The 24,750-nt window shown below is 72.3% G+C and carries 19 protein-coding genes and 1 pseudogene; 13 read left to right on the plus strand and 7 right to left on the minus strand.

The window, feature by feature from the left end; translation table 11 throughout:
• Positions 1-18: 18 nt before the first annotated feature.
• Together ACIOEW_RS12745 and ACIOEW_RS12750 are read right to left on the minus strand one after the other, a co-directional pair.
• Complete coding sequence (locus ACIOEW_RS12745) at positions 19-1,545, minus strand: phage tail sheath family protein (RefSeq protein WP_362544120.1); 1,527 nt, start codon at positions 1,543-1,545, stop codon at positions 19-21.
• Between the two features lie 623 nt (positions 1,546-2,168).
• Positions 2,169-3,464 (minus strand): hydrolytic protein, encoded by a 1,296-nt coding sequence (locus ACIOEW_RS12750; RefSeq protein ID WP_401963878.1) that lies wholly within the window; start codon positions 3,462-3,464, stop codon positions 2,169-2,171.
• 308 nt (positions 3,465-3,772) lie between these two features.
• Here ACIOEW_RS12750 and ACIOEW_RS12755 point away from each other — a divergent pair, with 308 nt between their 5' ends.
• From ACIOEW_RS12755 to ACIOEW_RS12780, 6 genes are all read left to right on the plus strand, one after another.
• Positions 3,773-4,447, plus strand: coding sequence for a LuxR C-terminal-related transcriptional regulator (locus ACIOEW_RS12755; RefSeq protein ID WP_362544299.1), 675 nt, complete (start codon positions 3,773-3,775; stop codon positions 4,445-4,447).
• 116 nt (positions 4,448-4,563) lie between these two features.
• Positions 4,564-5,877, plus strand: a complete 1,314-nt coding sequence (locus ACIOEW_RS12760) for a hypothetical protein (RefSeq protein WP_401963594.1) — start codon at positions 4,564-4,566, stop codon at positions 5,875-5,877.
• 274 nt (positions 5,878-6,151) lie between these two features.
• Positions 6,152-9,277 carry a hypothetical protein gene (locus ACIOEW_RS12765; RefSeq protein ID WP_401963880.1) on the plus strand — a complete coding sequence of 1,042 codons (3,126 nt, stop codon included), beginning with the start codon at positions 6,152-6,154 and terminating at the stop codon, positions 9,275-9,277.
• Positions 9,274-9,981, plus strand: a complete 708-nt coding sequence (locus ACIOEW_RS12770; RefSeq protein WP_401963596.1) for a DUF4255 domain-containing protein — start codon at positions 9,274-9,276, stop codon at positions 9,979-9,981. The genes ACIOEW_RS12765 and ACIOEW_RS12770 overlap by 4 nt, the downstream gene beginning before the upstream one ends.
• Before the next feature lie 77 nt (positions 9,982-10,058).
• Positions 10,059-12,158, plus strand: a complete 2,100-nt coding sequence (locus ACIOEW_RS12775; RefSeq protein WP_401963882.1) for an ATP-binding protein — start codon at positions 10,059-10,061, stop codon at positions 12,156-12,158.
• A 71-nt stretch (positions 12,159-12,229) separates the two neighbouring features.
• The gene (locus tag ACIOEW_RS12780; RefSeq protein WP_401963598.1) at positions 12,230-12,820 is read left to right on the plus strand and encodes a DUF1707 domain-containing protein; all 591 of its coding nucleotides are present in this window, start codon (positions 12,230-12,232) and stop codon (positions 12,818-12,820) included.
• 6 nt (positions 12,821-12,826) lie between these two features.
• Here the strand turns inward: ACIOEW_RS12780 and ACIOEW_RS12785 are convergent, their stop codons facing one another.
• Entirely contained in the window at positions 12,827-13,303 is a 477-nt protein-coding gene (locus ACIOEW_RS12785) for a Zn-ribbon domain-containing OB-fold protein (RefSeq protein ID WP_401963600.1), read from the minus strand.
• Positions 13,300-13,752, minus strand: coding sequence for a DoxX family protein (locus tag ACIOEW_RS12790; protein WP_401963602.1), 453 nt, complete (start codon positions 13,750-13,752; stop codon positions 13,300-13,302). The genes ACIOEW_RS12785 and ACIOEW_RS12790 overlap by 4 nt, the downstream gene beginning before the upstream one ends.
• Positions 13,753-13,900: 148 nt before the next feature.
• On the opposite strand from ACIOEW_RS12790, the gene ACIOEW_RS12795 reads away from it, so the two are divergent.
• The 4 genes from ACIOEW_RS12795 (at position 13,901) to ACIOEW_RS12810 (ending at position 19,002) form a co-directional block, all read left to right on the plus strand.
• Positions 13,901-15,091, plus strand: coding sequence for a flavin-containing monooxygenase (locus ACIOEW_RS12795; protein ID WP_401963604.1), 1,191 nt, complete (start codon positions 13,901-13,903; stop codon positions 15,089-15,091).
• A 44-nt stretch (positions 15,092-15,135) separates the two neighbouring features.
• A complete protein-coding gene (locus ACIOEW_RS12800) occupies positions 15,136-15,405 on the plus strand; it encodes an FAD-dependent oxidoreductase (protein WP_401963606.1) in 270 nt (89 codons plus the stop codon).
• A gap of 324 nt (positions 15,406-15,729) precedes the next feature.
• On the plus strand, positions 15,730-17,958 hold the full coding sequence (locus tag ACIOEW_RS12805; protein ID WP_401963608.1) for an acetate--CoA ligase family protein: 2,229 nt from the start codon (positions 15,730-15,732) through the stop codon (positions 17,956-17,958).
• A 189-nt stretch (positions 17,959-18,147) separates the two neighbouring features.
• On the plus strand, positions 18,148-19,002 hold the full coding sequence (locus ACIOEW_RS12810; protein ID WP_401963610.1) for an enoyl-CoA hydratase/isomerase family protein: 855 nt from the start codon (positions 18,148-18,150) through the stop codon (positions 19,000-19,002).
• 12 nt (positions 19,003-19,014) lie between these two features.
• Here the strand turns inward: ACIOEW_RS12810 and ACIOEW_RS12815 are convergent, their stop codons facing one another.
• Positions 19,015-19,578 carry a Uma2 family endonuclease gene (locus ACIOEW_RS12815; RefSeq protein WP_401963612.1) on the minus strand — a complete coding sequence of 188 codons (564 nt, stop codon included), beginning with the start codon at positions 19,576-19,578 and terminating at the stop codon, positions 19,015-19,017.
• Between the two features lie 165 nt (positions 19,579-19,743).
• On the opposite strand from ACIOEW_RS12815, the gene ACIOEW_RS12820 reads away from it, so the two are divergent.
• Positions 19,744-21,168 carry a sensor histidine kinase gene (locus ACIOEW_RS12820; protein WP_401963614.1) on the plus strand — a complete coding sequence of 475 codons (1,425 nt, stop codon included), beginning with the start codon at positions 19,744-19,746 and terminating at the stop codon, positions 21,166-21,168.
• A 38-nt stretch (positions 21,169-21,206) separates the two neighbouring features.
• Positions 21,207-21,893, plus strand: a complete 687-nt coding sequence (locus ACIOEW_RS12825; protein WP_401963616.1) for a response regulator — start codon at positions 21,207-21,209, stop codon at positions 21,891-21,893.
• A gap of 87 nt (positions 21,894-21,980) precedes the next feature.
• On the opposite strand, the pseudogene ACIOEW_RS12830 reads toward ACIOEW_RS12825, so the two are convergent.
• Positions 21,981-22,574: pseudogene (locus ACIOEW_RS12830) on the minus strand (phosphatase PAP2 family protein); the annotation flags it as partial.
• A gap of 147 nt (positions 22,575-22,721) precedes the next feature.
• On the opposite strand from ACIOEW_RS12830, the gene ACIOEW_RS12835 reads away from it, so the two are divergent.
• A complete protein-coding gene (locus tag ACIOEW_RS12835; protein ID WP_401963617.1) occupies positions 22,722-23,345 on the plus strand; it encodes a flavin reductase family protein in 624 nt (207 codons plus the stop codon).
• A gap of 5 nt (positions 23,346-23,350) precedes the next feature.
• Here ACIOEW_RS12835 and ACIOEW_RS12840 read toward each other — a convergent pair whose 3' ends face one another.
• Positions 23,351-24,670, minus strand: a complete 1,320-nt coding sequence (locus ACIOEW_RS12840) for an MFS transporter (protein WP_362544082.1) — start codon at positions 24,668-24,670, stop codon at positions 23,351-23,353.
• Positions 24,671-24,750: the final 80 nt, after the last annotated feature.

A 24,750-nucleotide genomic window follows, 5' to 3' on the forward strand; every position in this document is an offset into this window, starting at 1 on the left:
TCACTCGTCGAGGACGGGTCACTCGTCGACGAGGCTGGTGCTGTCGGAGAACTGCGAGAGGCGGAAGATCACGAACTCCGCGGGCTTCACCGGGGAGACGCCGATCTCGCACACCACCTGACCGAGGTCGATGGACTCCTGCGGGTTGTTGTCACGGTCGCACTTGACGTAGAAGGCCTCTTCCGCCGTCCGCCCGAAGAGCGCGCCCCTGCGCCATTCCTCGGTGAGGAAGGCGGTGACGTTGCGCCGGATGCTCGACCAGAGGCGGTCGTCGTTCGGCTCGAAGACCACCCACTGGGTGCCCAGGAGGATGGACTCCTCCAGGTAGTTGAAGAGGCGGCGTACGTTGAGGTAGCGCCAGGCGGGGTCGGACGCGAGCGTCCGTGCGCCCCAGATGCGGATGCCGCGGCCGGGGAAGGCGCGGACGCAGTTGACGCCGATCGGGTTGAGCAGGTCCTGCTCGCCCTTGCTCAGGCGGAGTTCCAGGTCCAGTGCGCCGCGGATCACCTCGTTGGCGGGCGCCTTGTGCACCCCGCGCTCGGCGTCGCTGCGCGCCCAGACGCCGGCGACGTGGCCGCTCGGCGGAATCAGGGTCTGCTGACCGGTCGCCGGGTCGAGGACCTTGAGCCACGGGTAGTACACGGTGGCGTAGCGCGAGTCGTATCCGGCGTCGTCGTTGCGCCAGGTGCGGACGCGCTGGGCGTTCATCCCCGGCGGGGTGTCCAGGACTGCGACCCGGTCGCCCATCTGCTCGCAGTGCGCGATGACGGCCAACTGCACGGCCCTGACGCCCTCGTCGTCGATGTCGCCGCGCCGGTGGGCGCTCATCAGGTCCGGGACGGCCACCATGGTGATCTCGTCGATCGCCTCGAGGGCCGCGATGCCCGTACGGGCCGACGCGTCGCCCACGTACTCGGTCGGTCCGCTCCGGGCGGTGGTGCCGGCGTCCGGGGCGGCGGGCGCGAGGGAGAGGCTCTGCTTCTCGGGGCGGGTCTGGGCCGCACCGGGCTGCTCGGTGACCTCGATGAGCTTGGACTGCCGGGCCTGGGTGACCAGGTAGCCCTTGACGTTCTTGCGTACGGAGGTGTCGTAGGTCTCCGCCACCTTGCCGCCCTGCCGCACCAGCAGCCTGAACCGGTCCTCCGGAGGGTTCTCGCCCTCGGGGTCGGCGACTTCGATGGAGAGGCCGTCACCGGCGCCCGGCCGGGCGGAGACCAGGAAGCCGCCGATGGCGACGGACGGGGCCGCCGCGGGCGCGGAGCCCTGCTGGGCGTCCTCGGCCGGACCGCCGATGCGCACGATGTAGGCCGCGCCGCCACCGTTGCTGAAGTAACCGTGGACGGCGAGCGTCAGGTAGGTGTCGGGGGTGAAGGTGCCGAAGGCCGATACGTACTGGTCCCAGCTCGTCACCAGCGTCGGCCGGTGGAAGGGTCCGGTCTCCGCGAACCCGACGAAGGCTGCGACCGCGGTGCCGACTCCCTCGATGGGCCGTGCTCCGGACTGCACCTCCTCCACGTATACACCTGGGGTGAGGTACGACGGCATGCTCGCTCCTTCGGGTGGTCAGTCGTTCGCCTGTCCAGTCTTGCCCGGGATGTCTGCAAGCAGTAGGCCTCAGAGTCCTGGCCACGGGGCAGGGCAGCTGCCTTCCCAGGCACCCCGGACGGCCGGGAGGGCCGTCTCGGCCGCGGCCGGGAGAGGGCCCTCCCCACCGCGGGTGCCGAGGTGACGGCACGACAGATGCGGCCCGGCGGCCGGAAAGGCGGGCCGGGGGAATCCCCGCAGCCCGCCCGATCAACACGGCAAGGGTTAGTTTCAGCCAGAAACTACTGGCCAGGGCGGCCGAACCGGCCGGATCGCCACGGTCGTTACAGAGGCCTTCGAGACTCCGGTCCGACCCCGATCCGACCCCGTCCCGCCCCTGATCCGCTCCGGTGAGCAGGGACCTTTGCGGTTCGAGCGGATCCATCCGCCCGCGAAATACCGGGAATCACCCGCGAAGGACCGGTATTCACCAGTCGGAACTGCTCCGCCGATTCGGTTCCCTTCCGGGACCGGTGTGTGAAGAACCACACCCCGATGAACGGTCAGATGGAGGTTTCCGCTGGCAGGGACCCTGTTTGTTCACGTTCCCGGAACGGACGGGCAGGAATCCGGCGCTATCGTTCCTACGGTGCGATATCGCTCAGCACGCCACTGACATTGAGTACTTGGTGGCACTTGGTGGCCTGCGTTCCGGTCGCCGGAGTGCCTGGTTTGGAGCAGGTCACGGAAGCAGTGACCTTGGCATTTTCCTGAATCCGAATGGGGGTGACCCAGTGATAGTCCTGGTTGCGGAACGTCTCCAGAGCAATGGTGGTGATCTTCCGTTCCCCGAAGGAGATGGTCAGCACCCCTTCGTCTCCCTGGAAGTTCGCCACCACGATGTCGGTGACGCCGAATACCTTTCCTTCCGGAACCTGATACGTCCCGTCCTTCTTGGCTCCGGCGCCCGTCTGCACGTCGATGGTCTCGGAGCTCTGCTGGGCGTTCAACTCGCCTACACCGCCCGTCGATCCGGAGCCGCCCGTGCCGGCACCGGCGGTCCCGCCCTTGCCGGTTCCGGTGCCCGGCTCCTGGCTCTCCCCGCCGCTGCCGCCGCCGGTGCCACCACCGGTCGCCGCACCGCCCTGGGGACGCTCCCGGTTCTCCTCCTGAGCCGCCTTGGCCCCCGCTTCCTTCGCGGTGCTGCGGATCTCCGGCCGCACCAGTGCGAACCACGCCACCAGCAGCGCGATCAGCGCCGCCAGGACGATCAGCAACCACTTGGGCAGCAGCGGAAGTTGCGCGAACTCACCGGGCAGGGGCTCCGCCCGGCCGGGCTGCTCGCCCTCCGTGTCGGCGCCTTCGCTGTCCAGGGCCCTGACCTCGAACGGCCAGGTGGCCGGGGCACCGAACCAGATCAGCTTCCGGGCCCGCACCCGCAGGCCCACCTCGGCGGACTCGCCCGGTGCCAGACTCCGGCGTTCCGGCGTGAAGGCGAGGCGGAGTTCCTCCCCCTCCTGCTTGCCGGCGAACACGACGTCGACGGGAGCGTTCCCACGGTTCTGGACCGAGGTCCGGAAGCGGGCTCCCAGCCAGCCCCTGCGCCGGCCCGGCTCCAGCCTCGCCCGCAGTTCACGGAACGGCTCGACGACCACCGTCATCTCGGGCACGGCCACCGACTCGGGGTGCTCGGCCGGCAGGACACGTACGCCCAGGGGGACTTCGCCCGCCTTGACCTCGTGGGACCGGGGCGGCGCGAGCCGCACCGTCACGGTCTCGGAGGTGCCCGGGTAGAGGGAGACCCGCGCCGGCTCCACCGTGGTCCATGCCGCACAGTCGCCGACCACTTCGAGGGTGTACGCCTCGACGATGTCGCCGTCGTTGCGCACGGTCAGCGTGGTCGTCGCTTCGGCGCCTGGCGACACCGTCACCGTGGGTATGTCGAATTCGGCAGATGTGGTCACGATGCGACGTTAGGCCGCGCCCCGGTCCCGGCAGCAGAGGCGGGAGGGCAACGTGCGGGCAGGGCAGGTGCCCTGGCGGCACACCCGCGCCGCCTCCTCGCACCCCGCCCCCGGGCCAGGTCTCCCTGTCCGGTCCCCGGAACGAGCGAGCACGAAGCCCGACGTATCGGGAAACAGCGCACACACCTATCGGGGAACCGGCGGAAGCAGCTGAGGAAGACGAACACATGACCCTGACCACAACAGATCTGACGAAGACGGAGGCAGTGAGTGGCCACACCCGCATGCCCTCCGTCCCCGAGCAACCCATGAAGGCCGCGCCGCCGAGGTCCCCGGCAGGCAGGGTCTCCGTCGCCGTGTACGCGGAGGACCTGATCCTGCAGACCGGCATGGTGCACCAGCTGCGCCTGCGACCGGAGATAGAGCTGATACCGGAGGAGGAGGCCGACCGTGCGCAGGTCTCGTTAGTAGTGGTGGACATGGTGAACGAGGCCACCGTCCAGCTCCTGCACCGTCTCCAGCGCAACACCTCCACCCGCACCGGTCTCGTCGTCGGCTTCTTCGAGCCGGGGGCGCTCCAGACCCTGATCGAGTACGGCGTCGCCGCCGTACTGAGGCGCGGCGAGGCCGACCAGGACCGTCTCGTCCATCTGGTCACGGCGATCGCGAAGGGCGAAGGGGTGCTGCCGGGCGACCTCCTCGGGAAGCTCCTCGACCACGTCAGCAGCCTTCACCGCACGGTGCTCGACCCCAGGGGGCTCTCGCTCTCCACTCTCACGGCGCGCGAGGCGGAGATGATCCGGCTGGTGTCGGAGGGGTACGGCACCGCGGAGATCGCGCAGAAGACGTCGTACTCCGAACGGACCGTCAAGAACGTGCTGCACGAGGTGGCGACGCGGCTGGATCTGCGCAACCGGGCCCACGCGGTGGGCTACGCCATGCGCCACGGCCTCATCTGAGCCGCCCCTCGCATCCGGGCCAGTCACTTCCCCGCGCCCGCGGGGGCAACCGGTGTTGCCCCCGCGGTGCCCCGGGACCCCTGGGGGGCCCGTCGCACCCGGCCTAGCGTGGCGGTATGCGTACCCATGAGAGTGCCGGTCCGTCCCGGGACTCGGCGTCCTCCTCCCCTGCGCGGAGCAGCCGCCCTCGCACGCTGGACGGGCTTCAGAGCACCCTGGGCAACGCGGTGACGACACGGTTGATCACGGTGTCCCGGATGATGACCCCGGAGGCGTTCAGAGAGAGCACCTCGACCCGGATGCCACGCGGCCGCTCCAGGATCACCGAGGTGGACGCGGCGCTGGCGGCCTTCCAGCGGATTCCGGAGGACGATCCGCGGGCCCGGTCGTTCGCGCTCAGGGCCGTCATCGACGCGTGCCGCACCTACACCTCCCGTAAACCGGCCGACGGTTCGCGCGTGGCGGGCACCGAGGAGCTCGCCCGGCAGGCGGCACAGGCGCGAACGGAGCTGGACCTCGAATCGGTCTACCGCGGCCTGCTGGAAGAGATCGACCTCCTGCTGGCCCAGAACCTCCACACCATGGAGCAGACGGACCAGGCCCACATGACCGCCCAGTCGATACCCGCCGACCGGTTCCACACGATGATGAGCGGCTACGTCGAACAACTCGGCGGGCTCCGCTCGGACGACACCCTGCCCGAGGAGACGCGCGCCGTCATCGGGGAGCTGATGGCCGTGGTGCCTCTGGTGAAGGTGCTGCAGTACCCATGGACCGGCAGACCGGGGATGAAGCTCGATGCGGCCGCGGAGGGCCAGGACCAGTCGTACTCGTTCAATGTGGGCACCCAGGCTCCGGGCGGCACCCCCTTCCTCCTCGGCCACATCGCGCACGAGCTGACGCATGTGGCGGCCCATCAGGCCTTCGGCAGCAGTCCGGCGATGGAACTGGTGGAATCCGGAGCGACCGTGAAGCAGGTCGCGGCCCTGGCCGAGGAACGCAGGAAGACACTCGAAGGCCTGCAGTCGGCACTGCACGAGAACGCCGGCTTCACCGCGCCCCAATACCAACTGCTCGACGAGAAACTGAGCTACGGGGCACAGCCGGGCAAGCTGGAGAGCTACGCGATCGGCCTCGCGGGGGCGGGCCGCATCACCGAGGAACAGAAGAAGCGCCTGATGAGCTGGGGCGAGGCTGCCGGAGCCGCGTCCGGCACGCTGGTCGAGTACGACACGGTGCTCAACCAGATGCTGGTCTACCTGCACATGTGGGGGATCAGCGAGAAGAACCCCTTCTACGTACGGCTGCTGGCAGCCTCCGGTGCGGCCCGCACCCGCCGCGACAACGCCCGCGGAAACCGGAGCGGAAGCGGAGACGGAGAAACAGACAGGGGCGAGGGCGGGGAGGGGAGCGCATCCGGGACGGCGTAGGGCCGGCCATGGCCCCGGAAGCGGTGCGGCGGACGGTGTCGCGGACGGGTGCCGTGAGGGTCACTCGATGCGCACGCGAGGCGCCGGCCCGCGGCGGGCAGCCGCAAAGGGCACCAGGTCTTCCCCCGTTCCGGGTACTCCGGGCCCTGTCCACGTTCCCCCGCGGGCCCGATGCTTGAGGTGGAGAACCATCGACCAGACTGTGAGGTGGACCGTGGGCGGTCCTGCTGGCCCGGCACGCCGTAACCGGTTTCACCGACTGAGCGGTGTCGTGGTGTTGCTGACCCCGCTGCTGGTGGCGGGTTCCATCGCCGCCCCACAGGGTGCGACACAAGCCGTCGCCGCCTCGGACGCGGCGCCGCTGGACACCGGGCGGATCGCCTTCGCCGGCACCGGGCACCGCAGCCTCGGGGAACGTACCTCCGTGACGACCAGCAAGGACCTGTTCCCCTCGGGTCCCGCGCACTACGACCAGGACTCCTACGGGCGCGGCGCGACCCTGGTCTTCACGAGCCTGCGCGACGAGGCGAAGCCCCAGGTGTACATGCGCGGTGCGGACGGAAACGTACGCAGGCTCACCGAAGGACTTGACGCCGCGCACCCCGAACTCTCCCCCGACGGCCGGACCGTGGTGTTCGACTCGCCCGAAGCGGGAGCCGGGCAGTCCGCCCAGCGCGACCTCTGGTCGGTCGGTGTCGACGGCCTCGGACTGCGGAAGCTGACGAACACACCCGCCGACGAGACCCACCCGACTCTCTCCCCCGACGGCATCCGGATCGCGTACGCGAGTGACGGAGGCCCGGAGCAGGGCACCCAGATCTACGCACGGGACCTGTCCGGCGGGACGGTGACCTGCATCAGCGACCCCGCGGAGGGCGACGCGAGCGAACCGGAGTGGAATCCGGTCAACGACGACGCCCACGGCTCCCTCATCCTCTACACGCTGCGGACCGAGCCCCAGTCGAGCACCGACACCGGGGACCGGCTGCGGATCGCCGACGGCCCGGGAACCGGCCGTCCTCTGCTGACCGGTGACTTCGCCGGCTGGGGCACCCGCTCGGCCGCCTGGCTCCCGAGCGGAAACGGTCTGGTCTTCCTCAGCCCCAACACGGACTGCGGATGCTCCACCTACGAGCACGTGTACCGGGCCGACACCCTCACCGACCCCGTACCGGTGAAGAAGCTCGACGAGGACCGTGCGGTGGACTCACCGGCCGTGCTCGGGGATGTGAACACCTGGGAACTGATCGTCACCCGCAAAACCACCGCGGACGGGAGCCTCGTCACGCTCCAGGACATGCGGCAGGACGGTTCGGACCCGCGCGACCTGAGAATCGACGTACTGCGTGAGGACCCGGCGGCCCTCACCAACACCAGCGAGGACCCCGCCGACGATCCGCTGTTCCACCCGGCGGCCGGCTACGACCCCTGGACCGAGCGCCAGACGTACACGCCCGACGGACTGCACATCGCCGTGACCCGTTTCGCGACCGTGGACGGCCAGCGGGTCCAGCGGATCTGGATGGCCGACGCCGACGGCACGGCCCCGGTCGAGATGACGCTGGAGGGACAGGGCCCGAAGGACTGGGACACCGACCCCTCCTTCTCCCCGGACGGCACGAAGCTCGCCTTCACCCGGACCTCACCGGGCGGTGTGGGCGACGCGGCCGGACCGAGCAAGGTGCTCGTCGCCGACGTCGCCACGGGGAAGATCCTCGGCGAGGTCGTCCCGCCCGCGGGGCAGGTGGCGGGCGCCGACGCCCAGCCCACCTGGTCGTCGGACGGCACCACGCTCGCCTTCACCCGCAACCAGGTGATCCGGGGCCTCGGCGGGATCAAGCACGTCTGGACCGCCCCGGTGAACGCGCTCCACCAGCAGGAGGACCTCAGCCTCACCGGCTGCCCCGGCGAGTGCAAGGTGATCGACGACAGCCCCGCCTTCTCCCCCGACGGCACGGCCATCGCCTTCAACCGCAAGGACCGCGCCGATCAGATCAACCACCGGGCGAGCGTCGTCGTCACCTCGCCGGACGGCGAGGACTGCCGGGTCGTGCTGCCGTCCTACCGGCGCGACGATCCCACCGCGTGCGGCGCCCCGATCCCCGATGTCTCGGTGACCGGGCCCTACCAGCCGCGTGACGTGGCCTGGTCGGCGGACGCGAAGCGGCTGGTGCTGAGCTCCCGCCGGGACATCGCGCCCAACTCCCCCGAGCAGCTGTCCGAACTCGACCTCGCCACGGGAACACTGACGCCGCTGACGGCGAAACTGCCGGGCCGCCAGAAGGAGCCCGCCGTCCAGCAGCAGGTCGATCTGGCGCTGACCGCGCCGCCCGTCGGCCCGTCGGTGGAGGCCGGTTCCTCGGACACCGTGACGGTCACCGTCACCAACCGCGGTCCGGCCCCCTCCCCCGGCACCACGTTCGTCGCCGATGTGCCGCCGGGCGTACGCCTGGAGGAGCTCACCACCGACTCCGGTTCCTGCGGCGCCGGTTCGCCGAGCTGCAACCTGGGCGTGCTCGCGCCGGGCGCCGAGGTGAAGGTCACCGCACGGCTGACAGGCATCACGACGGGGCCCTGGCAGATCGGCTGGTCGGTCACCGGAGCCGTCGTCGACCCGAACCCCACGGACAACGCCACGGGGACGTCCGTCCAGGTCAGTGACGTCCCCCCGCAGCCCAGCCCGTCCCCGTCGGCGCCCACCCCGGCCCCGCCGGCCCCCTCTCCCGCACCCCCAGCCCCCCTGCCCCCCGAGCCCGAGGCGGGACCGGGAGTCGTCGTGCGGGCCCAGCCCAGCCCCGGATACGTGGGCGGACGGGTCGTGGTGACGTACACCGTGCGCAACGGGAAGAACGCCCTCGCCACCGGCCTGCGGCTCCGGCTCGGGCTGCCCGCCGGGATCCCGGTGGCCACCCTCCCGCCGGGCTGCAAGGCCGGGGTGTGCGCACTGTCCGACCTGGCGCCGGGTGCCTCCTCCGTCCTGCGCGTGGTGCTCGCCCCCGACCACGCCCTGCGGACGCGGGTCACCGGGACGCTGACCACGAGCGGCACCGACGCGGACCGCGGTGACAACGTCTCCCGGATCCCGCTGCGCATCCTCCAGCCGCGCATCGTCTCGGTGCCCGCGGTCGGCAAGCCCGGGTTCGTCACCTCGGTGCGCGGCAAGGACTTCCCGCCCGGTGCACCGGTGAAGCTCACCTGGAAGCCGGGGATCACGGCGACCGCGCCGCCGGCCCGGCCGGGCGGCGACGGCACCTTCATCGCCCAGCTGCTGATCCTGGTGAAGGACCGGACGGGGCCGCGCACGATCACGGCCTCGGGGCCCGGGTTCAGCCCGGTCACCACTGATTTCCTGGTGGTGGTCGGCACCATCGTCCCGCCGGACGAGGTGGGACGCAGGTGATCCACGAAGTCGACGAGGCACTACGGCTGCTGCTGGTCGACGCCGGCCTCCAGGAGAGCGGGGTGGACCTGGTCTTCGACGCCCCGACGAGCGACTGGTCCGCGCGGCGCAACGCTCCCACGGTCAGCATCTTTCTCTACGGGATCCGCGAGGACGCCACCCGCCGCCGTACCGGCACCGCCGAGGAGTACGACGGCGAAGGCGTCGTCACGGGACGGCGGACGCCTCCGCGCTGGTTCGAACTGACCTATCTCCTGACCGCTTGGACCAACCGGCCGCAGGACGAACACCGCCTGCTCTCCGAGGTGTTGCGCTGCGTGATCCACACGGACGCCCTGCCCGCCCGGATGCTGACCGGAAGCCTCGCCACGCTCGGTCTGACGGTGGAGATGGAGGCGGCGTCCGCGGGCTCCGGCGACCGGCCGTCCACCGTGGATGTGTGGTCAGCGCTCGGCGGCGAGCTGAAGGCCGCGATCGACCTGCGGGTGTGGGCGCCGCTGGCCGGCGAGGTGACGGCCGTCGGGCCACCGGTCACCGAGGGCCTGCTGGTACGGACGGCGCCCGGACGGGACGGCGAGGCGGCGGAGCCGGGGCGACGGCTGCGCTACGACGGGGAGTCCGGCGCCGACGGGCAGGGCTTCGCCGCCGAGCGTGAACGGCAGCTTCCGCCGGGCCGGCGCAGGCGTGGAGGTCCGGCAAGGTGACCACGGCGTACGAGACCCCGGCCGGCGTCCGCGAGCCGGGCGGCGCTCAGCCGACGGCCGGTACCCCGCCGACGGCTGTGGAGGACCTCTGGGAACGGCTGGGGCACATCGAGCGGCGGGTACGGCACGCGGTCGCGCTGCGCCAGGACACCGACCCGGAACCGAACGACCCGTACCGGGGGCAGTACCTGACCCCCGCCGCGGCCGAACGGATCCTGGACTCACGCGACGCGTTCGTCCCCGTCCCGGCCCATGGCCCCGACACCCATGGCCCCGACGCCCCGCCGCACTCCCCGGCGGAAGGAAGGATCGCCGCCCTCGCGGAGAACTTCGGTCTGGTCGCGCCGGACGTCGATCTGCTGCTCGTCGTGATGGCCCCGGACATCGACGCCCGGTTCGAGTGGCTTTACGGCTATCTCAACGACGACCTCACCCGGCGCCGAGCGACCATCGGCCTGGCCCTCGAACTCTGCGGACTGCCCGCAGCGGGCTCCGGCCGCTTCCGCTTCTCCCCGTCCGCCCCCCTGGTCGCGGCCGGTCTGGTGGAGGTGCTGGACGGCGACCGTCCGCTGCTCTCAAGGGTGTTGCGCGTGCCGGACCGGGTCACCGCTCATCTGCTCGGCGACGACGGGGTGGACGGAAGGCTGCACGGCCTCGTCCGGGCGGCGGGACCGGAGGAGGCGCCCGAGGAGGCGCCGGACCGGTGTCCGACGACGCTGCGGGTCGTGGCGGCGCTGGGGACCGGCAGCGGCCTGGTGCATCTGCTGGACCGCGGCGGCGACCCCGGCCGGCTCGCGGCCGACGCACTCCTCGCGGCCGGACTCCGCCCGCTGGTGGTGGACGTCGCCGCCCTGGCCGCCGCCCCGGAACCGCTGCGGACCGCGCGGATGCTGGCGACCGAGGCCCGGCTGACCGGTGGCGGTATCGTCGTCGGCCCGCTCGAGACGCTCACCCCCGAGCAGCCCAAGGGCGCCGGACTGATCGGAGGGCTCTGCGACGCGGTCGGCGGCGGCTCCCCCATGATCATGTACGGGAAGAAGAACTGGGACCCGTTGTGGGCAGGCGAGAGCCCGGTGACGGTCCCTGTCCTGCCTCCGGACCCGGCGGACGCGGCACGACGGTGGCGCCGCGCGCTCACCGGGGCCGGCGCCGCGTCGGGCCTCGCCGCCGGTACGGCGAAGGCCGACGCGCACCTCGCCGACGCCACCCGCGCCTACCGCCTCGACTCCGGCCAGATACGCCGGGCCGCCGCCGTAGCCTCCCGGCTGGCCGACCTGGAGGGCCGTCCGGTGGAGGCACAGGACCTGCGCACCGCCGTCCGGGCCCAGAACGGGGCGGGACTGGCACGGCTCGCCCGCCGCATCGAGCCGACGGTCGGCTGGGACGACCTCGTGCTGCCCCCGTCGACCCGCCGCCAGCTGTCCGATCTGGCCCTGCGCGCACGCCACCGTGAGCAGGTGCTCGGCCGGTGGCGGATGCGGCCGGGCGGTGGCCGGGGCCGGGGCATCGTCGCACTGTTCGCCGGGGAGTCCGGCACCGGGAAGACCATGTCGGCGGAGGTGGTCGCGGCCGACCTGGGCATGGAGCTCTACGTCGTGGACCTGTCCTCCGTGGTGGACAAGTACGTCGGTGAGACCGAGAAGAACCTGGAAAGGATCTTCGTCGAGGCGTCCGACGTCAACGCGGTGCTGCTGTTCGACGAGGCGGACGCCGTCTTCGGGAAGCGCTCACAGGTCAAGGACGCGCAGGACCGGCACGCCAACGTGGAGTCGGCCTATCTCCTCCAGCGGATCGAGTCCTTCGACGGCATCGCCGTGCTCACCACCAATCTGCGGGCCAACCTCGACGAGGCGTTCACCCGCCGTCTCGACGTGGTCGCCGACTTCCCCGTGCCGGACGCACAGCAGCGGCTCGCCCTGTGGGAACGCTGCCTGGGCACGGAGATCCCCCGCGCCCCCGGTCTCGACCTGCGGACCTGTGCGGAGCGGTTCGAGCTGACGGGCGGATCCATCCGCGCCTGCGCGGTCACCGCCGCCTACCAGGCGGCGGAGTCGGGCCACCCCCTGGACACGGAACAGCTCGTCTCGGCGGTCCTCGCCGAGTACCGCAAACTCGGACGGCTGGTCCTGGACAGCGAGTTCGGCCCATGGATGGAGCGCACCCGGCGCGGGGACTGACCGGCGGAGCACGGCCGGGAACCCTGCCGCGAGCCCTGGTCCCGCGTCCCGGCGTCCGTATCATCTGCTGCATGACTGCAGAACCCTCGCGATCCGCCGGCCGTATGCGCGCCTCCGACGCCGACCGCGAAGCGGTGGTGGAACAGCTGCGGGAGGCGGCGGCCGAGGGGCGCATCGATCTCGAAGAGCTGGACGAGCGCCTGGGGCTGGCGCTCACGGCCAAGACCCACGCCGAACTCGCGCCGCTCACCGACGACCTGGGACCGGCCGTCCTCGAATCGGGCGAGCCGCTGACCCTGAAGGGCGGCATGCACGGTGCGACCCGGACGGGCCGTTGGAAGGTGCCGCCGCGGATTCTCGTGTACGGGGGCCTGGGCGGCGTACGCCTCGACTTCACGCAGGCCGAGTGCCGGCTGCGCGAGATCGAGGTGGAGGTGGACGCGCAGATGGCCGGGGTGGTGCTCGTGGTCCCGGTGGGCTGGAAGGCGGACACGGACGCGCTGGATCTCGCCTTCGGCGGCCTGAAGGACAAGACCTCGGGCGAACGGCTGCCGGGCACACCGGTGCTCCGGGTCACGGGTTCGTGCGGCGCGGGCGGTGTGGTCATCCGCTACCCGAACCTCCGCGAACGCCGCAAGCAGCGCAAGGAGTTGTCGCGCTGAGCCCGTTCACCGCTCCGGGATCTGCGCCCCTGGTGACGGCCTGAAGACCGGGACCGCCTCGCACCCCTCCTCCTGCCGGAACGTGACCCGCAGCTCCATTCCGATGGCGAGCTCGGACTCCTCGCACTCCACGACCTGCGTCATCATCCGCGGCCCCTCCGCCAGGTCGACGACCGCGGCGACGTACGGGACCCGGCCGCCGAACGGGGGCAGGTCGTTGCGGTGGACGACGGACCAGGTGTAGAGCGTGGCCCGGCCGCTCGCCCGCTCCCACTCGACGTCCTCGCTCCAGCAGTGCGGGCAGAACTCGCGCGGGTAGTGGTGCGCCCGGCCGCAGTCCCGGCAGCCGCGCAGCAGCAGGTGCCCCTCGGCGGCGGCGTCCCAGTAGGGGCGCGTGAAGGCGTCGGGTTCCGGGAGGTCGTAGCGGGGGGCCGGGGCGGGGGATGCGGCGGCCGGGGCAGGGTCCGGGGTCGGCGTCGTCACAGGAAGAGTCCGATCGCGTTGTCGAGGGACCAGGCCTGCCAGGACATGGCGAAGAGAGCGACCAGGGAGACGAGCGCCATCATCGCGTTCTGCCCCTGCTCGGCCCAGTCGTGGATCATCAGCACCAGGTAGAGCAGGTTCAGCAGGAGTCCCGCGACGAGGGCGACCGGGGTCAGGAAGCCGGTCACCAGGCCGAGGCCCAGGGCGAGTTCCGCGTACACGACGACGTACGCCATGGGCTTCGGGCGCGGTGCGACGATCTTCTCGAAGCCGGTCCGGACCACCGGCCAGCGGTGCTTGCCGGCGACGTCCGCCGCCCACGCGATGCCGGTGCCGCGTTCGAACCAGCCCTTCTTGTCCTTGTGGCGCCAGCTCTCCAGCCACCACAGGCCGAGACCTATTCGGAGCACGGCGAGCCACTGTGCTCCGTCGAGCCAGATCGTCCGCATGGGGCCCTCCCGTTCACGTAATCTGACGGTACGTCAGTTCACCCGATGTCGGAGAACTGCGCAAGAGGCGCGCACCCGTGATCAATTCGCAATCGATTCCGGTCTTGACCGAGACCCATCAAGGAGTCGCGCGATTACGCTCCGAAGCATGTCCGACAGCACACCTGCCCCTGATAGCAGCACCACCCCGGCCCCCACCGACATCACCGAGGACCGCCCCGTCTACGTCATCGGCGGCGGCCCGGGCGGCCTGGCCGCCGCGGCGGCCCTGCGCGAGCAGGGGGTGCGGGCCGTCGTCCTGGAGAAGTCCGGGGATGTCGGCGCGTCCTGGCGCGGCCACTACGACCGGCTGCACCTGCACACGACCCGGCGCTGGTCCGCCCTCCCCGGACTGGCCATGCCCCGCAGGTTCGGGCGCTGGGTCTCCCGGGACGACGTGGTGCGCTACCTGGAGAAGTACGTCGAGCACCACGGACTCGAAGTGGTGACGGGCGTCGAGGTCTCCCGCATCGACCGGGCGGCCGACGGCTCCGGGTGGCGGCTGACCGCGACCGGCGGGCGTGAGCTGACCGGCCGGGCCGTGGTCGTGGCCACCGGCTACAACCACACCCCGCGGATCCCCGACTGGTCCGGGCGCGACACCTTCACCGGCGAGCTGCTGCACGCCTCCGACTACCGCAACCCTGCCCCGTACGCGGGCAAGGACGTCCTCGTCGTGGGCGTCGGCAACACGGGGGCGGAGATCGCCGTCGACCTGGTGGAGGGCGGGGCGTCACGCGTACGGCTCGCGGTACGCACCGTTCCGCACATCGTGCGCCGCTCCACGGCGGGCTGGCCCGCGCAGGCGACCGGCATCCTGGTGCGCCGGCTGCCCGTCGCGCTCGTCGACCGGGCCGGCCGCCTGATGGCCCGCGTCGCGGTGCCGGACCTCGCCGGACAAGGGCTGCCCCGCCCGGACACGGGCCTGTACTCCCGGGTCAGGGACGGGGCCATCCCGGTCCAGGACGTGGGGCTGATCGACGCGGTGAAGGGCGGCCGGGTGGTGCCGGTGGCGGCCGTCGAGTCGTTCGACGAGGACGCGGTGGTGCTGGCGGACGGGACCCGGATCACCCCGGACGCGGTCATCGCCGCGACCGGCTATCTGCGGGCCCTGGAACCGCTGGTCGGTCATCTCGGGGTGCTGGACGCCAGGGGCCGGCCGGTGACGCACGGCGGCCGCACGCCGAAGCAGGCTCCCGGCCTCTACTTCACCGGGTTCACCAACCCGATCAGCGGCATGCTCCGCGAAATGGCCCTGGACGCGCAGAAGATCGCCAAACGGCTGGCGCGCACCGCCTGACCCGCACCCCCGGTCGCGGGGCGCGCGACCGCGCCGGCGGCCGGGTGCTCAACCCGGCCCTGCCGAACGGCGGCGTCAGCGAGGGCGGCGGCGAGGTCGTGCTCCAGCGCCGGGACAACGAGACCTGCTCCCGCGGCGGCCCGGTCACCTACGCCCCTCCCGGCGTCCCGACCCGCTACGGCACCGCGCGCTGCGCACCCCTGGGGGCGATCCCCTGGTCGGGCACGGAGACGTCGACGCACTGGAACGGATACGTGGACTGCGCGGTCCGCTCGGGCGGGCGCGTCGCCAGGGAGGTCGTCGCGGCCCTCTGATGCACCAAGCGGTGCCGCCCCGATCCCCCGGGGCGTCGGCACATGAGTGCCGATACCCCGAGGGGTGTCGGCACATGAGAGCGGTGATCCGGGTGACCTCCCGGGCCACCGCTCTCAACCTTTGCCTGCACAACCATTCCTGACGGGCCGTCAGTTCAGTAACCTGACAGTGCGTCAGCTAAGAGGGTTCGGCGACCGAGGGTGGGTGGGGCACGGTGCGGGCCCAGCCCCGCACCGCCACCTCCCCCGGCTTTCCGGACTTCCCTGGGCGCGGGCCGGGCACCACAAGTGCCGACGGACTTTCGAGCAGGAGTGGGCGGAACGATGCTTGGATCGACTCACGGCACCCTCACCACCGACTTCCGCGCCAGGGTGGTGGCCTGCGGCGAGGAACCGCATGCCGCCGTCCACAGCATGGCGGCCGCCGCCGCGGAGGGCGACCTCGACGTCAGCGGCCGCCCGCTGCACGCGCCCGTGCCGGATCTGGACCGGTTCTTCCGGCCGGAGTCCGTCGCCGTCATCGGTGCGTCCGACACCGAGGGGCGGCCGAACACCGGGATCACCCGACAGCTGATCGCCTGGTCCGAGCGGGTCGGAGCCCGGCTGTATCCCGTGCACCCCACGCGCGAGACCGTCTTCGGCCGGGCCTGCGCCCCCTCCGTCGCCGATCTGCCGGAACAGGTGGACCTGGCGGTGCTGCTGGTCGGCGACCCGCTCCCCGTCATCGAGGAACTCGCGCAGGCCAAGGTGAAGTTCGCCGTCGCCTTCGCCTCCGGCTTCGCGGAGACCGGTGCGGAGGGCGCCGCCGCGCAGGCCCGCCTGGCCGCCGCCGTGGAACGCTCCGGACTCCGGCTGCTCGGCCCGAACACCAACCTCAACGCCTTCGAGGAGTTCCGCGACGACCTGGACGGGCCGGCGATCGCGCTGATCACCCAGTCCGGCCACCAGGGGCGCCCCGTCTACACGCTCCAGGAGCTGGGCGTGCGGCTCTCGCACTGGGCTCCCACGGGAAACGAGGCTGACCTGGAGACCGCCGACTTCATCGCGTACTTCTCGCAGCGCCCCGAGGTCGGGGCCATCGCCTGCTACGTCGAGGGGCTCAAGGACGGGCGCTCCTTCCTGCTCGCCGCGGACCGGGCCGCACGGGCCGGTGTCCCGGTGGTCGCGGTCAAGGTGGGCCGTACGGAGACGGGGGCCAGGATGGCCGCGTCACACACCGGCAAGCTGACCGGCGCCGACCAGGTCGTCGACGCGGCGATGCGGCAGTTCGGCGTGATCCGGGTGGACGGCCTCGACGAACTCCAGGACACCGCGGCCCTCCTGGCCCGCGCCCGCAAGCCGCTGGCCGACGGCGTCGTGGTGTATTCGATCTCGGGCGGCACGGGCGCGCACTTCTCGGACCTGGCGACCGGGGCGGGGCTCTCCCTCCCGGTGCTGTCCGAGGACAAGCAGGCCGAACTGCACACCTGGATACCCGGCTACCTGAACGTGGCGAACCCGGTCGACAACGGCGGCCATCCGGTCGGCGACTGGCGCGGCCGGAAGATCATCGACGCGATCCTCGCCGACCCGGAGGTGGGGGTGCTGATCTGTCCGATCACCGGCCCCTTCCCGCCGATGAGCGACAAGCTCGCGCAGGACCTGGTGGACGCGGCGGAGGCCACGGACAAGCTGGTGTGCGTGGTGTGGGGGTCGCCGGTCGGCACCGAGGACGCGTACCGCACGACGCTGCTCGGCTCGTCCCGCGTCGCCACCTTCCGTACGTTCGGCAACTGCATCACCGCGGTGAAGGCCTATCTGGACCACCACCGCTTCGCCGCGTCCTACCGCTCCCCGTTCGACGAGGCCCCTCGCACCCCGTCCCCCTCCTTCCGCAAGGCGCAGGCACTGATGCGTCCGGGCCACCAGCTGAGCGAGCACGCGGCGAAGCAGCTGCTGCGGGCGTACGGAATCCGGGTGCCCCGCGAGCAGTTGGTGACCAGTGCCGCGGCGGCCGTCCGGGCGGCGGGGCTCGTCGGCTACCCCGTCGTCATGAAGGCGTCCGGCGCGCGGCTGGCCCACAAGACGGAACTGGGCCTGGTCAAGGTCGGCCTCACCTCCGCCAGCCAGGTGCGGGACGCCTATCGCGAGCTCACCGACATCGCGCGCTACGAGGACATCGAACTGGACGGCATCCTGGTCTGCCAGATGGTCGAGCGCGGCGTCGAGATGATGGTCGGCGTCACACAGGACGCCCTGTTCGGACCGACGGTGACGGTCGGGCTCGGTGGCGTACTCGTCGAGGTGCTGCACGACGCGGCGGTGCGGGTGCCGCCGTTCGGCGAGGACCAGGCGCGGGCGATGCTCGGTGAACTGCGCGGCCGGGCGCTGCTGGAAGGCGTGCGGGGCGGCCCGCCGGTGGATGTGGACGCGCTCGTCGAAGTCGTCCTGCGGGTGCAGCGGATGGCCCTGGAACTCGGCGACGACCTCAGCGAACTCGACATCAACCCGCTGATGGTGCTGGGCCGCGGACAGGGCGCGGTCGCCCTGGACGCGCTGGCGGTCTGCCGCTGACCGGCCCCGCCACCACGCCCGCGGAGGGGGCCGCCGGCCCCCTCCGGTCCGGGGCGGGGCCGCCGGCCCCCTCCGGTCCGGGGCGCGGGCCCCTCGGCCGGCCGCCCCGGACCGGAGGGCAGGCTTCCGTCCTCAATCGCCGAACGGGCCGGGTTCCCGTCCTCTTTCCACCTGCTCAGGAGCTGCCTCATGCCGTCCTCCCCCGAAGACACCACTGACCACACCGACCTGTCCGGATCGCCTGAATCATTGATACTCCACGCCACTGACAACGGCGTCTCCTGGATCACGCTCAACCGTCCCGAGGCCATGAACGCCGTCACCTGGGACCAGCGCGAACGCATCATCGCCCTGCTCGCCGAGGCCTCCGCCGACCCCGGCATCCGGGCCGTGGTCCTCACCGCCACCGGCCGCGGCTTCTGCGCGGGCGCCGACCTGCGCGGCGCCCCCGCTACCGGTTCCCCCGCCACCGGCGACCGGGTGCCGGGCGACGTGGCCCGTACGATCCGGCTCGGCGCGCAGCGGCTGATCGCCGCGGTCCTGGACTGCGAGAAGCCCGTCCTCGCGGCGGTCAACGGCACGGCGGCGGGCATCGGCGCCCATCTCGCGTTCGCGTGCGACCTGGTGCTGGCCGCCGAGTCGGCGAAGTTCATCGAGGTGTTCGTGCGCCGCGGCCTCGTACCGGACGGCGGCGGGGCGTACCTGCTGCCGCGCCTGATCGGCCCGCAGCGCGCCAAGGAGCTGATGTTCTTCGGCGACGCGCTCCCCGCAGCGGACGCGGAACGCCTGGGCCTGGTCAACCGGACCGTGCCGGACGAGGAGTTGACGGCGACGGCACGGGCCTGGGCCCAGCGGCTGGCCGACGGGCCGACCCGCGCGATCGCCCTCACGAAGCAGCTGGTCAACGCGTCGCTGGACGCGGACCGGGCCACCGCGTTCGCCGCCGAGGCGATGGCTCAGGAGATCAACATGACGACGCAGGACGCCAACGAGGGCGTGGCGAGCTTCGTGGAGCGGCGGGTGCCGAAGTACCGGGGGGTGTGAGGGGCGCCCGCGTCACGCCGGGGACAGCCCGCTCGTGTCCAGGTCCAGGCCGAACGGGTCCGGCAGCCGCAGCACCGAACCGAACGGGTGCGGGCCGTCCGCGTGGGTGTACCCGGGATCGCCGGGCTCCGAGAACAGGGTGACGCTGCCTTCGATCCGGTCGACGAGGAGGTAGAGGGGGGCACGGTACTCGGCGTACCGGCGGCGCTTCACGACCCGGTCGGTCTCCGCGTTCGACTCGGACGTGACCTCCACGACGAGAAGCGTCCGGTCGGGGAGCAGAGCCCCGCCGCCCTTGGCGAGCGCCTCGGGTACGACGGCGATGTCGGGCACGTACCAGTTCGACGAGCCGGGCAGGTCCAGGTTCCCCGAGCCCTCGACGCATCCGAGTGCGTCGACACGGTCCTCGATCTGGCGGCGGAGTACCCGGGCGGCGCGTTCGTGGCCCCAGGTCGGTGACGCGGGCTCGATGATCCCCTCAATGATCTGGACACGATCTCCGCGGATGCGCTGTTCGGCGCATTTCAGGGCGCGTTCGGAGTCGATGCCCTGCCCGCAGTCGGGCGCACTGGTCATCTCGCGTCTCCTCGCGCTCCCCCACCTGTCACAACTCAGGGTATCCGTTGCGCCACCCGCTGTAGCCGCCGTACGGGAAGCCGCGGCCGTCCGCCATGTGCGGCGTCGGGTACCCCTGACTTTCGGCAGTGCCGCCGCAACCTCCGGTTGCGTACGGTCGGCCGGGTGGAGAGAGCGACGATCAGCGACGCGGCCCGGCGTGCCGCCGCCCCGGGGACCCTGCTGACCGTGGCCGCCGGGGCCTGCGTCGCACTGAGCACGGTCAGCCTGTGGTGGGCGCTGCCTGCCGCGGTGACGGCGTTCCTCGCCGGGCGCGAGCCGGGCAGGACCGGGCCGACCCTTCTGGTGCTCGTCACGGTGGTGGCCGGTGGAGTGGTGGCGGTTGCCCTGGTGCCTTCCTGGCTGCTGATGGCGGGGCGGTTCGTCGCGGTGGTCGTGGTGGCCGCGATGCTGCCGTGGTTCGCGGGACGGTTCTGGCGTCAGTACCAAGAGCTCGTGCGGGCCGGCTGGGAGCGGGCGGGGCGGCTGGAGCGCGAGCAGCGGCTCGTCGCGGAGCAGGCCCGGTCCCGTGAGCGGGCCCGCATCGCGCAGGACATGCACGATGTCCTCGGACACGAGCTGAGCCTCATCGCCCTGTCGGCAGGCGCCCTCAAGCTCGCTCCCGGCCTGGACGAGGGCCACCGGGCAGCGGCCGGGGAGATCCGGGCGCGGGCAGCCGCCTCGGTGGAGCGGCTCGGCGAGGTGATCGGCCTCCTGTCCGGGGAGGCGGACGACGGACCGCCCGGACCGCCCGGCACCGGGATTTCCCGGCTCGTCGCGGAGGCCGCCGCCGCCGGTCTCCCGGTCGCTCTCCATACCGAGGGCGACGCCGCGGCCATGCCACCGCCGACCGCACGGGCCGCCCACCGCGTCGTCCAGGAGGCCCTGACGAACGCGGCCAAGCACGCGCCGCGGGCCCGGGTGGACGTGCGGCTGGTCCACGGAGGCGGGGTGACGACGGTACGGGTCGAGAACGGCCCGGCGCCCGAACCCACGGGCCCACCGGACGCCCCCGGCACCGGGCTGGGGCTGATCGGGCTGGACGAACGCGTACGACTGGCGGGTGGCACCTTCACCCACGGCCCGTACGCCGACGGCTTCGCAGTCATCGCGCGCCTCCCGCACACCCCGCCCGTACACCTCCCCGCCTCCGTGCCCGAAACCGTCCGGCAGGACCTGCCCCCGGAGCACCGGCGCGCCCGCGGCCGCGTCCGCCGGGCCCTGGCCCTCGCCGTCGTGCTGCCACTGGCGGCGTGGGCGGTACTGAGCGCCGCGCTCATGGGGTGGGACATCCACTCGGCCCGGCAGTCCGTCCTGGACCCGGGCGACTACGCAAGGCTCCGGGTGGGCCAGGAACGGGCCTCGGTCACCCACCTGCTGCCCGAACGCGAGACCAGGCAGCGACCGGTGGCCGGGGAACCGAAGGGGCCGGGCGTCACGTGTGTGTACTACGCGATGACCGCCGACCGCTTCGACGACCGGTCCGGGGACGCGTACCGGCTCTGCTTCCGGGACGGCAGACTGCTGTCCAAGGAGGCACTCGCCCCGTGAACGCCGCACGCCCCCTCCCGCACCACGAAGGAAGACAGATGATCCGCGTCCTCATCGCCGACGACGAGCCGATGATCCGCGCCGGGGTGCGTGCTGTGCTCTCCACCGATCCCGGTATCGAGATCGTCGCCGAGGCGTCGGACGGCCACGAGGCCGTGGAACAGGTACACCGTCACCACCCCCACGTGGCCGTGCTCGACATCCGGATGGCGGGGACCGACGGCATCGAGGCGGCCGCCGAGATCCGGCGGACCGTCCCGGCGACGGGCGTCGTGATGCTGACGACCTTCGGCGAGGACGACTACATCCTCCAGGCGCTCGGAGGCGGCGCCGCCGGGTTCCTGATCAAGTCGGGTGAGCCCGAGGAGCTGATCGCGGGAGTCCGCGCGGTGGCCGACGGCGCCGCCTATCTGTCACCGAAGGTCGCGGCCCGGGTCGTCGCCCATCTCTCGGCGACGGGCGCGGGTGCCCTGGCCGGCCGCCGTACCGCCGCCCGGGAACGGGTCCGCGCGCTCACCGCCCGGGAACGCGACGTGCTGGCCTTCCTCGGCGGCGGGCTGTCCAACGGGCAGATCGCGCGCCGGCTCCACCTGGTCGAGGGGACGGTCAAGGCCCATGTGAGCTCCATCCTGGCCCGATTGGGCGTGGACAACCGGGCCGCCGCCGCGGTCGTCGCCCACGAGGCCGGGGTCGTCGCCCCTGCGCAGCCGCCCGCCGATTGCTGACGCCGCCGCCCGGGCGAGCGGCAGGAACGCGAGCAGCACGGCCGCGGCCACCGAACCGCCGAGCACCGCGCCGGCCAGCACATCGTGCGGATAGTGCGCCCCCACCAGGACCCTCAGCAGCGCCGCCGCCGCTGCCAAGGGCAGGGTGACGGCGGCCAGTCGGGGCCGCAGCAGCGCCAGGCCCACGCCCAGACCGGCCGCGAGGGTGGCGTGGTTGCTCGGGAAGGACCAGTCACCCGGTGGCGGGCACTCGGCGACCGCCGCCGCGCCACGGAGCAGGACCCGGCAGGGGCGCTCCTCGTCGACGACGAGCTTCACGGCCTCACTGATCGCGTAGGCGAGTACGGTGCCGGTCCCGGTGAGCACCGCACCGGCGGAGACCTGGGTGTCACCCCGTCGTAAGGCACACCACCAGACCCACACCAGCAGCAGTCCGAGGGCCACCAGCGTCCCGTCGCAGGCCGCCTCCAGCAACGTTCCCGCCCAGGCGGGTACGTCGTCCACCGCCCCGGTCACCGAGCGGTACACCGACGCCGAGGCGCCGTCCGTCACCTCCACGGCCCGTTCGGTCCCCAGGCCTCCCGGGGCGAGGCCCATGACGGTGGCCGCTCCCGCCCCCAGGACCGCGCAGGCGAGCAGGGGCCGTGCGCTTCGGGTCCGGCTTCCGGATTCTCTTCTCATGAGGCCCGAACCTAGGCACGACGGCGGCGGGACTCCCGGGCCGAACGGCAGGGGTCACCCCTGACGAAGGTCGGGGGTCCGTCTTTCCCCGCCCTTCCCATCTGACGTGTCGTCAGTTCTAATCGAGGGGTGATGGGACACGCAGGCATGGCCGCAACCGCCGTCCGCTACCTCAGGTCCGTCGGCGCCCCGACGACCGCCGGTCCACAGCGGGTCGATCCGCTGCCGCGCCCGGCCCTGCGGGCCGTCACCGAGGACGAGCGGCTGCCGCTCGGCCGGGGCGAATTCCGCCGCGTGCTGGGGCACTTCGCGAGCGGCGTCACCGTCGTCACGGCACACGATCCGGGCGGTCCGGACAGCCCGGGCGGTCCGTCCGGCTTCGCCTGCCAGTCGTTCGCGTCACTCTCGCTGGACCCGCCGCTGGTCACGTTCATGGTCGCCCGTACGTCGACGACCTGGCCGCGCATCGCCCGCGCCGGGGCCTTCTGCGTCAACATCCTGGGCGCGGACCAGGGCGCACTCTGCCGTGGCTTCGCGGTCAGCGGGGCCGACAAGTTCGCCGGGGTGGCGCACTCCCCCGCCCCCGTGACCGGTTCGCCGCTGCTGGACTCCGTGCCCGCCTGGGTCGACTGCCGCATCCAGGCCGTCCACACCGGCGGCGACCATCTGATCGTGGTCGGCCGGGTGGAGGCGCTGGGGGCGGTGGCGGACGAGGAGGGGGACGGACCTCTGCTGTTCCACCGAGGCGCGTTCGGGCGCTTCAGCGGCTGAGCGGTTCACCCCGGGACGGCGTCCACGGGCAGGCCCTTCACCCGGCGGATCATCAGCGCCATCAGCGCCGCCATCGCGCACAGCGCCCCCGCCGAGTACCAGACCACGTTGTACGAGCCGAAGTGGTCGCGCGCCACGCCGCCCAGGAACGCCACCAGTGCCGCGCCCACCTGGTGGGAGGCGAGGACCCAGCCGAAGACGATGGCGCTGTCCTCGCCGTACTGCTCCCGGCACAGGGCCAGGGTCGGCGGGACGGTGGCGACCCAGTCGAGTCCGTAGAACACGATGAAGAAGACCATCGGCGGCTCCACGGTGGCCTGCATCAGGATCGGCAGGAACAGCAGCGACACCCCGCGCAGGGCGTAGTAGACGGCCAGCAGCCGGCGGGCGTCGAAGCGGTCGGTGAGCCAGCCCGAGAAGATCGTGCCGATGATGTCGAAGATCCCGATGACGGCGAGCAGTGAGGCCGCCGCGGTGATGGGCATGTGGTGGTCGTGGGCCGAGGGCACGAAATGGGTGCGGATGAGGCCGTTGGTCGAGGCTCCGCAGATCGCGAAGGACCCGGCCAGCAGCCAGAACGGTCCGGTGCGGGCCGCGTCCACCAGGACGCGCACGGTCCGGCTCGCCGCCCCGCGTGCGGGCGCGGGCTTCGCCACGTACTCCCCGCCGTACGGGGCCACGCCCACGTCGGCCGGGTGGTCGCGCATCAGGAGCATGACGAACGGGACGACGAGCAGGGCGGCCAGGGCAACGGTCACCGAGGCGGGGCGCCAGCCATGCCGGTCGACGATCCAGGCGCAGAGGGGCAGGAAGACGAGCTGTCCCGAGGCGCCGGCGGCCGTGAGGATGCCGGTGACCAGGCCGCGGCGGGCGACGAACCAGCGGTTGGTGACCGTCGCGGAGAAGGACATCGCCATCGCGCCGGTGCCGAGCCCGACGAGCAGCCCCCAATAGATCATCAGCTGCCAGGCCGCGGTCATCCAGACACTGGCCAGCGCACCGGCCGCGACGGCGCTGAGCGCGACGACCACGACCCGGCGGATGCCGAACCGGTCCATCAGCGCCGCGGCGAACGGCGCGGTGAGCCCGTACAGCGCCATGTCGAAGGAGACGGCAAGCCCGATCTCTCCGCGCGACCAGCGGAACTCCTCGTGGAGGGGGTCGATGAGCAGACCGGGCAGGGCGTTGAAGGCGGCGCCGCCGATGATCGTCACGAAGGCGACGGCGGCGACCATCCAGGCGCGGTGGATGTGGCGGCGACGGGGCGCCTTGACGACGGGGCGCGGGAGGTTGTCCCGGGCGGCGCTCTCGGTTGTCTGACTCACGCCGCCCAGCATCCGGCCTGCGCCGCCCCTCCCACGAGCGGCCCGACGGACATGGTTCGCAAGGATCGGGCCATATCCCG

The sequence above is a fragment of the Streptomyces sp. NPDC087901 genome (assembly GCF_044742205.1).
GTDB lineage: Bacteria > Actinomycetota > Actinomycetes > Streptomycetales > Streptomycetaceae > Streptomyces.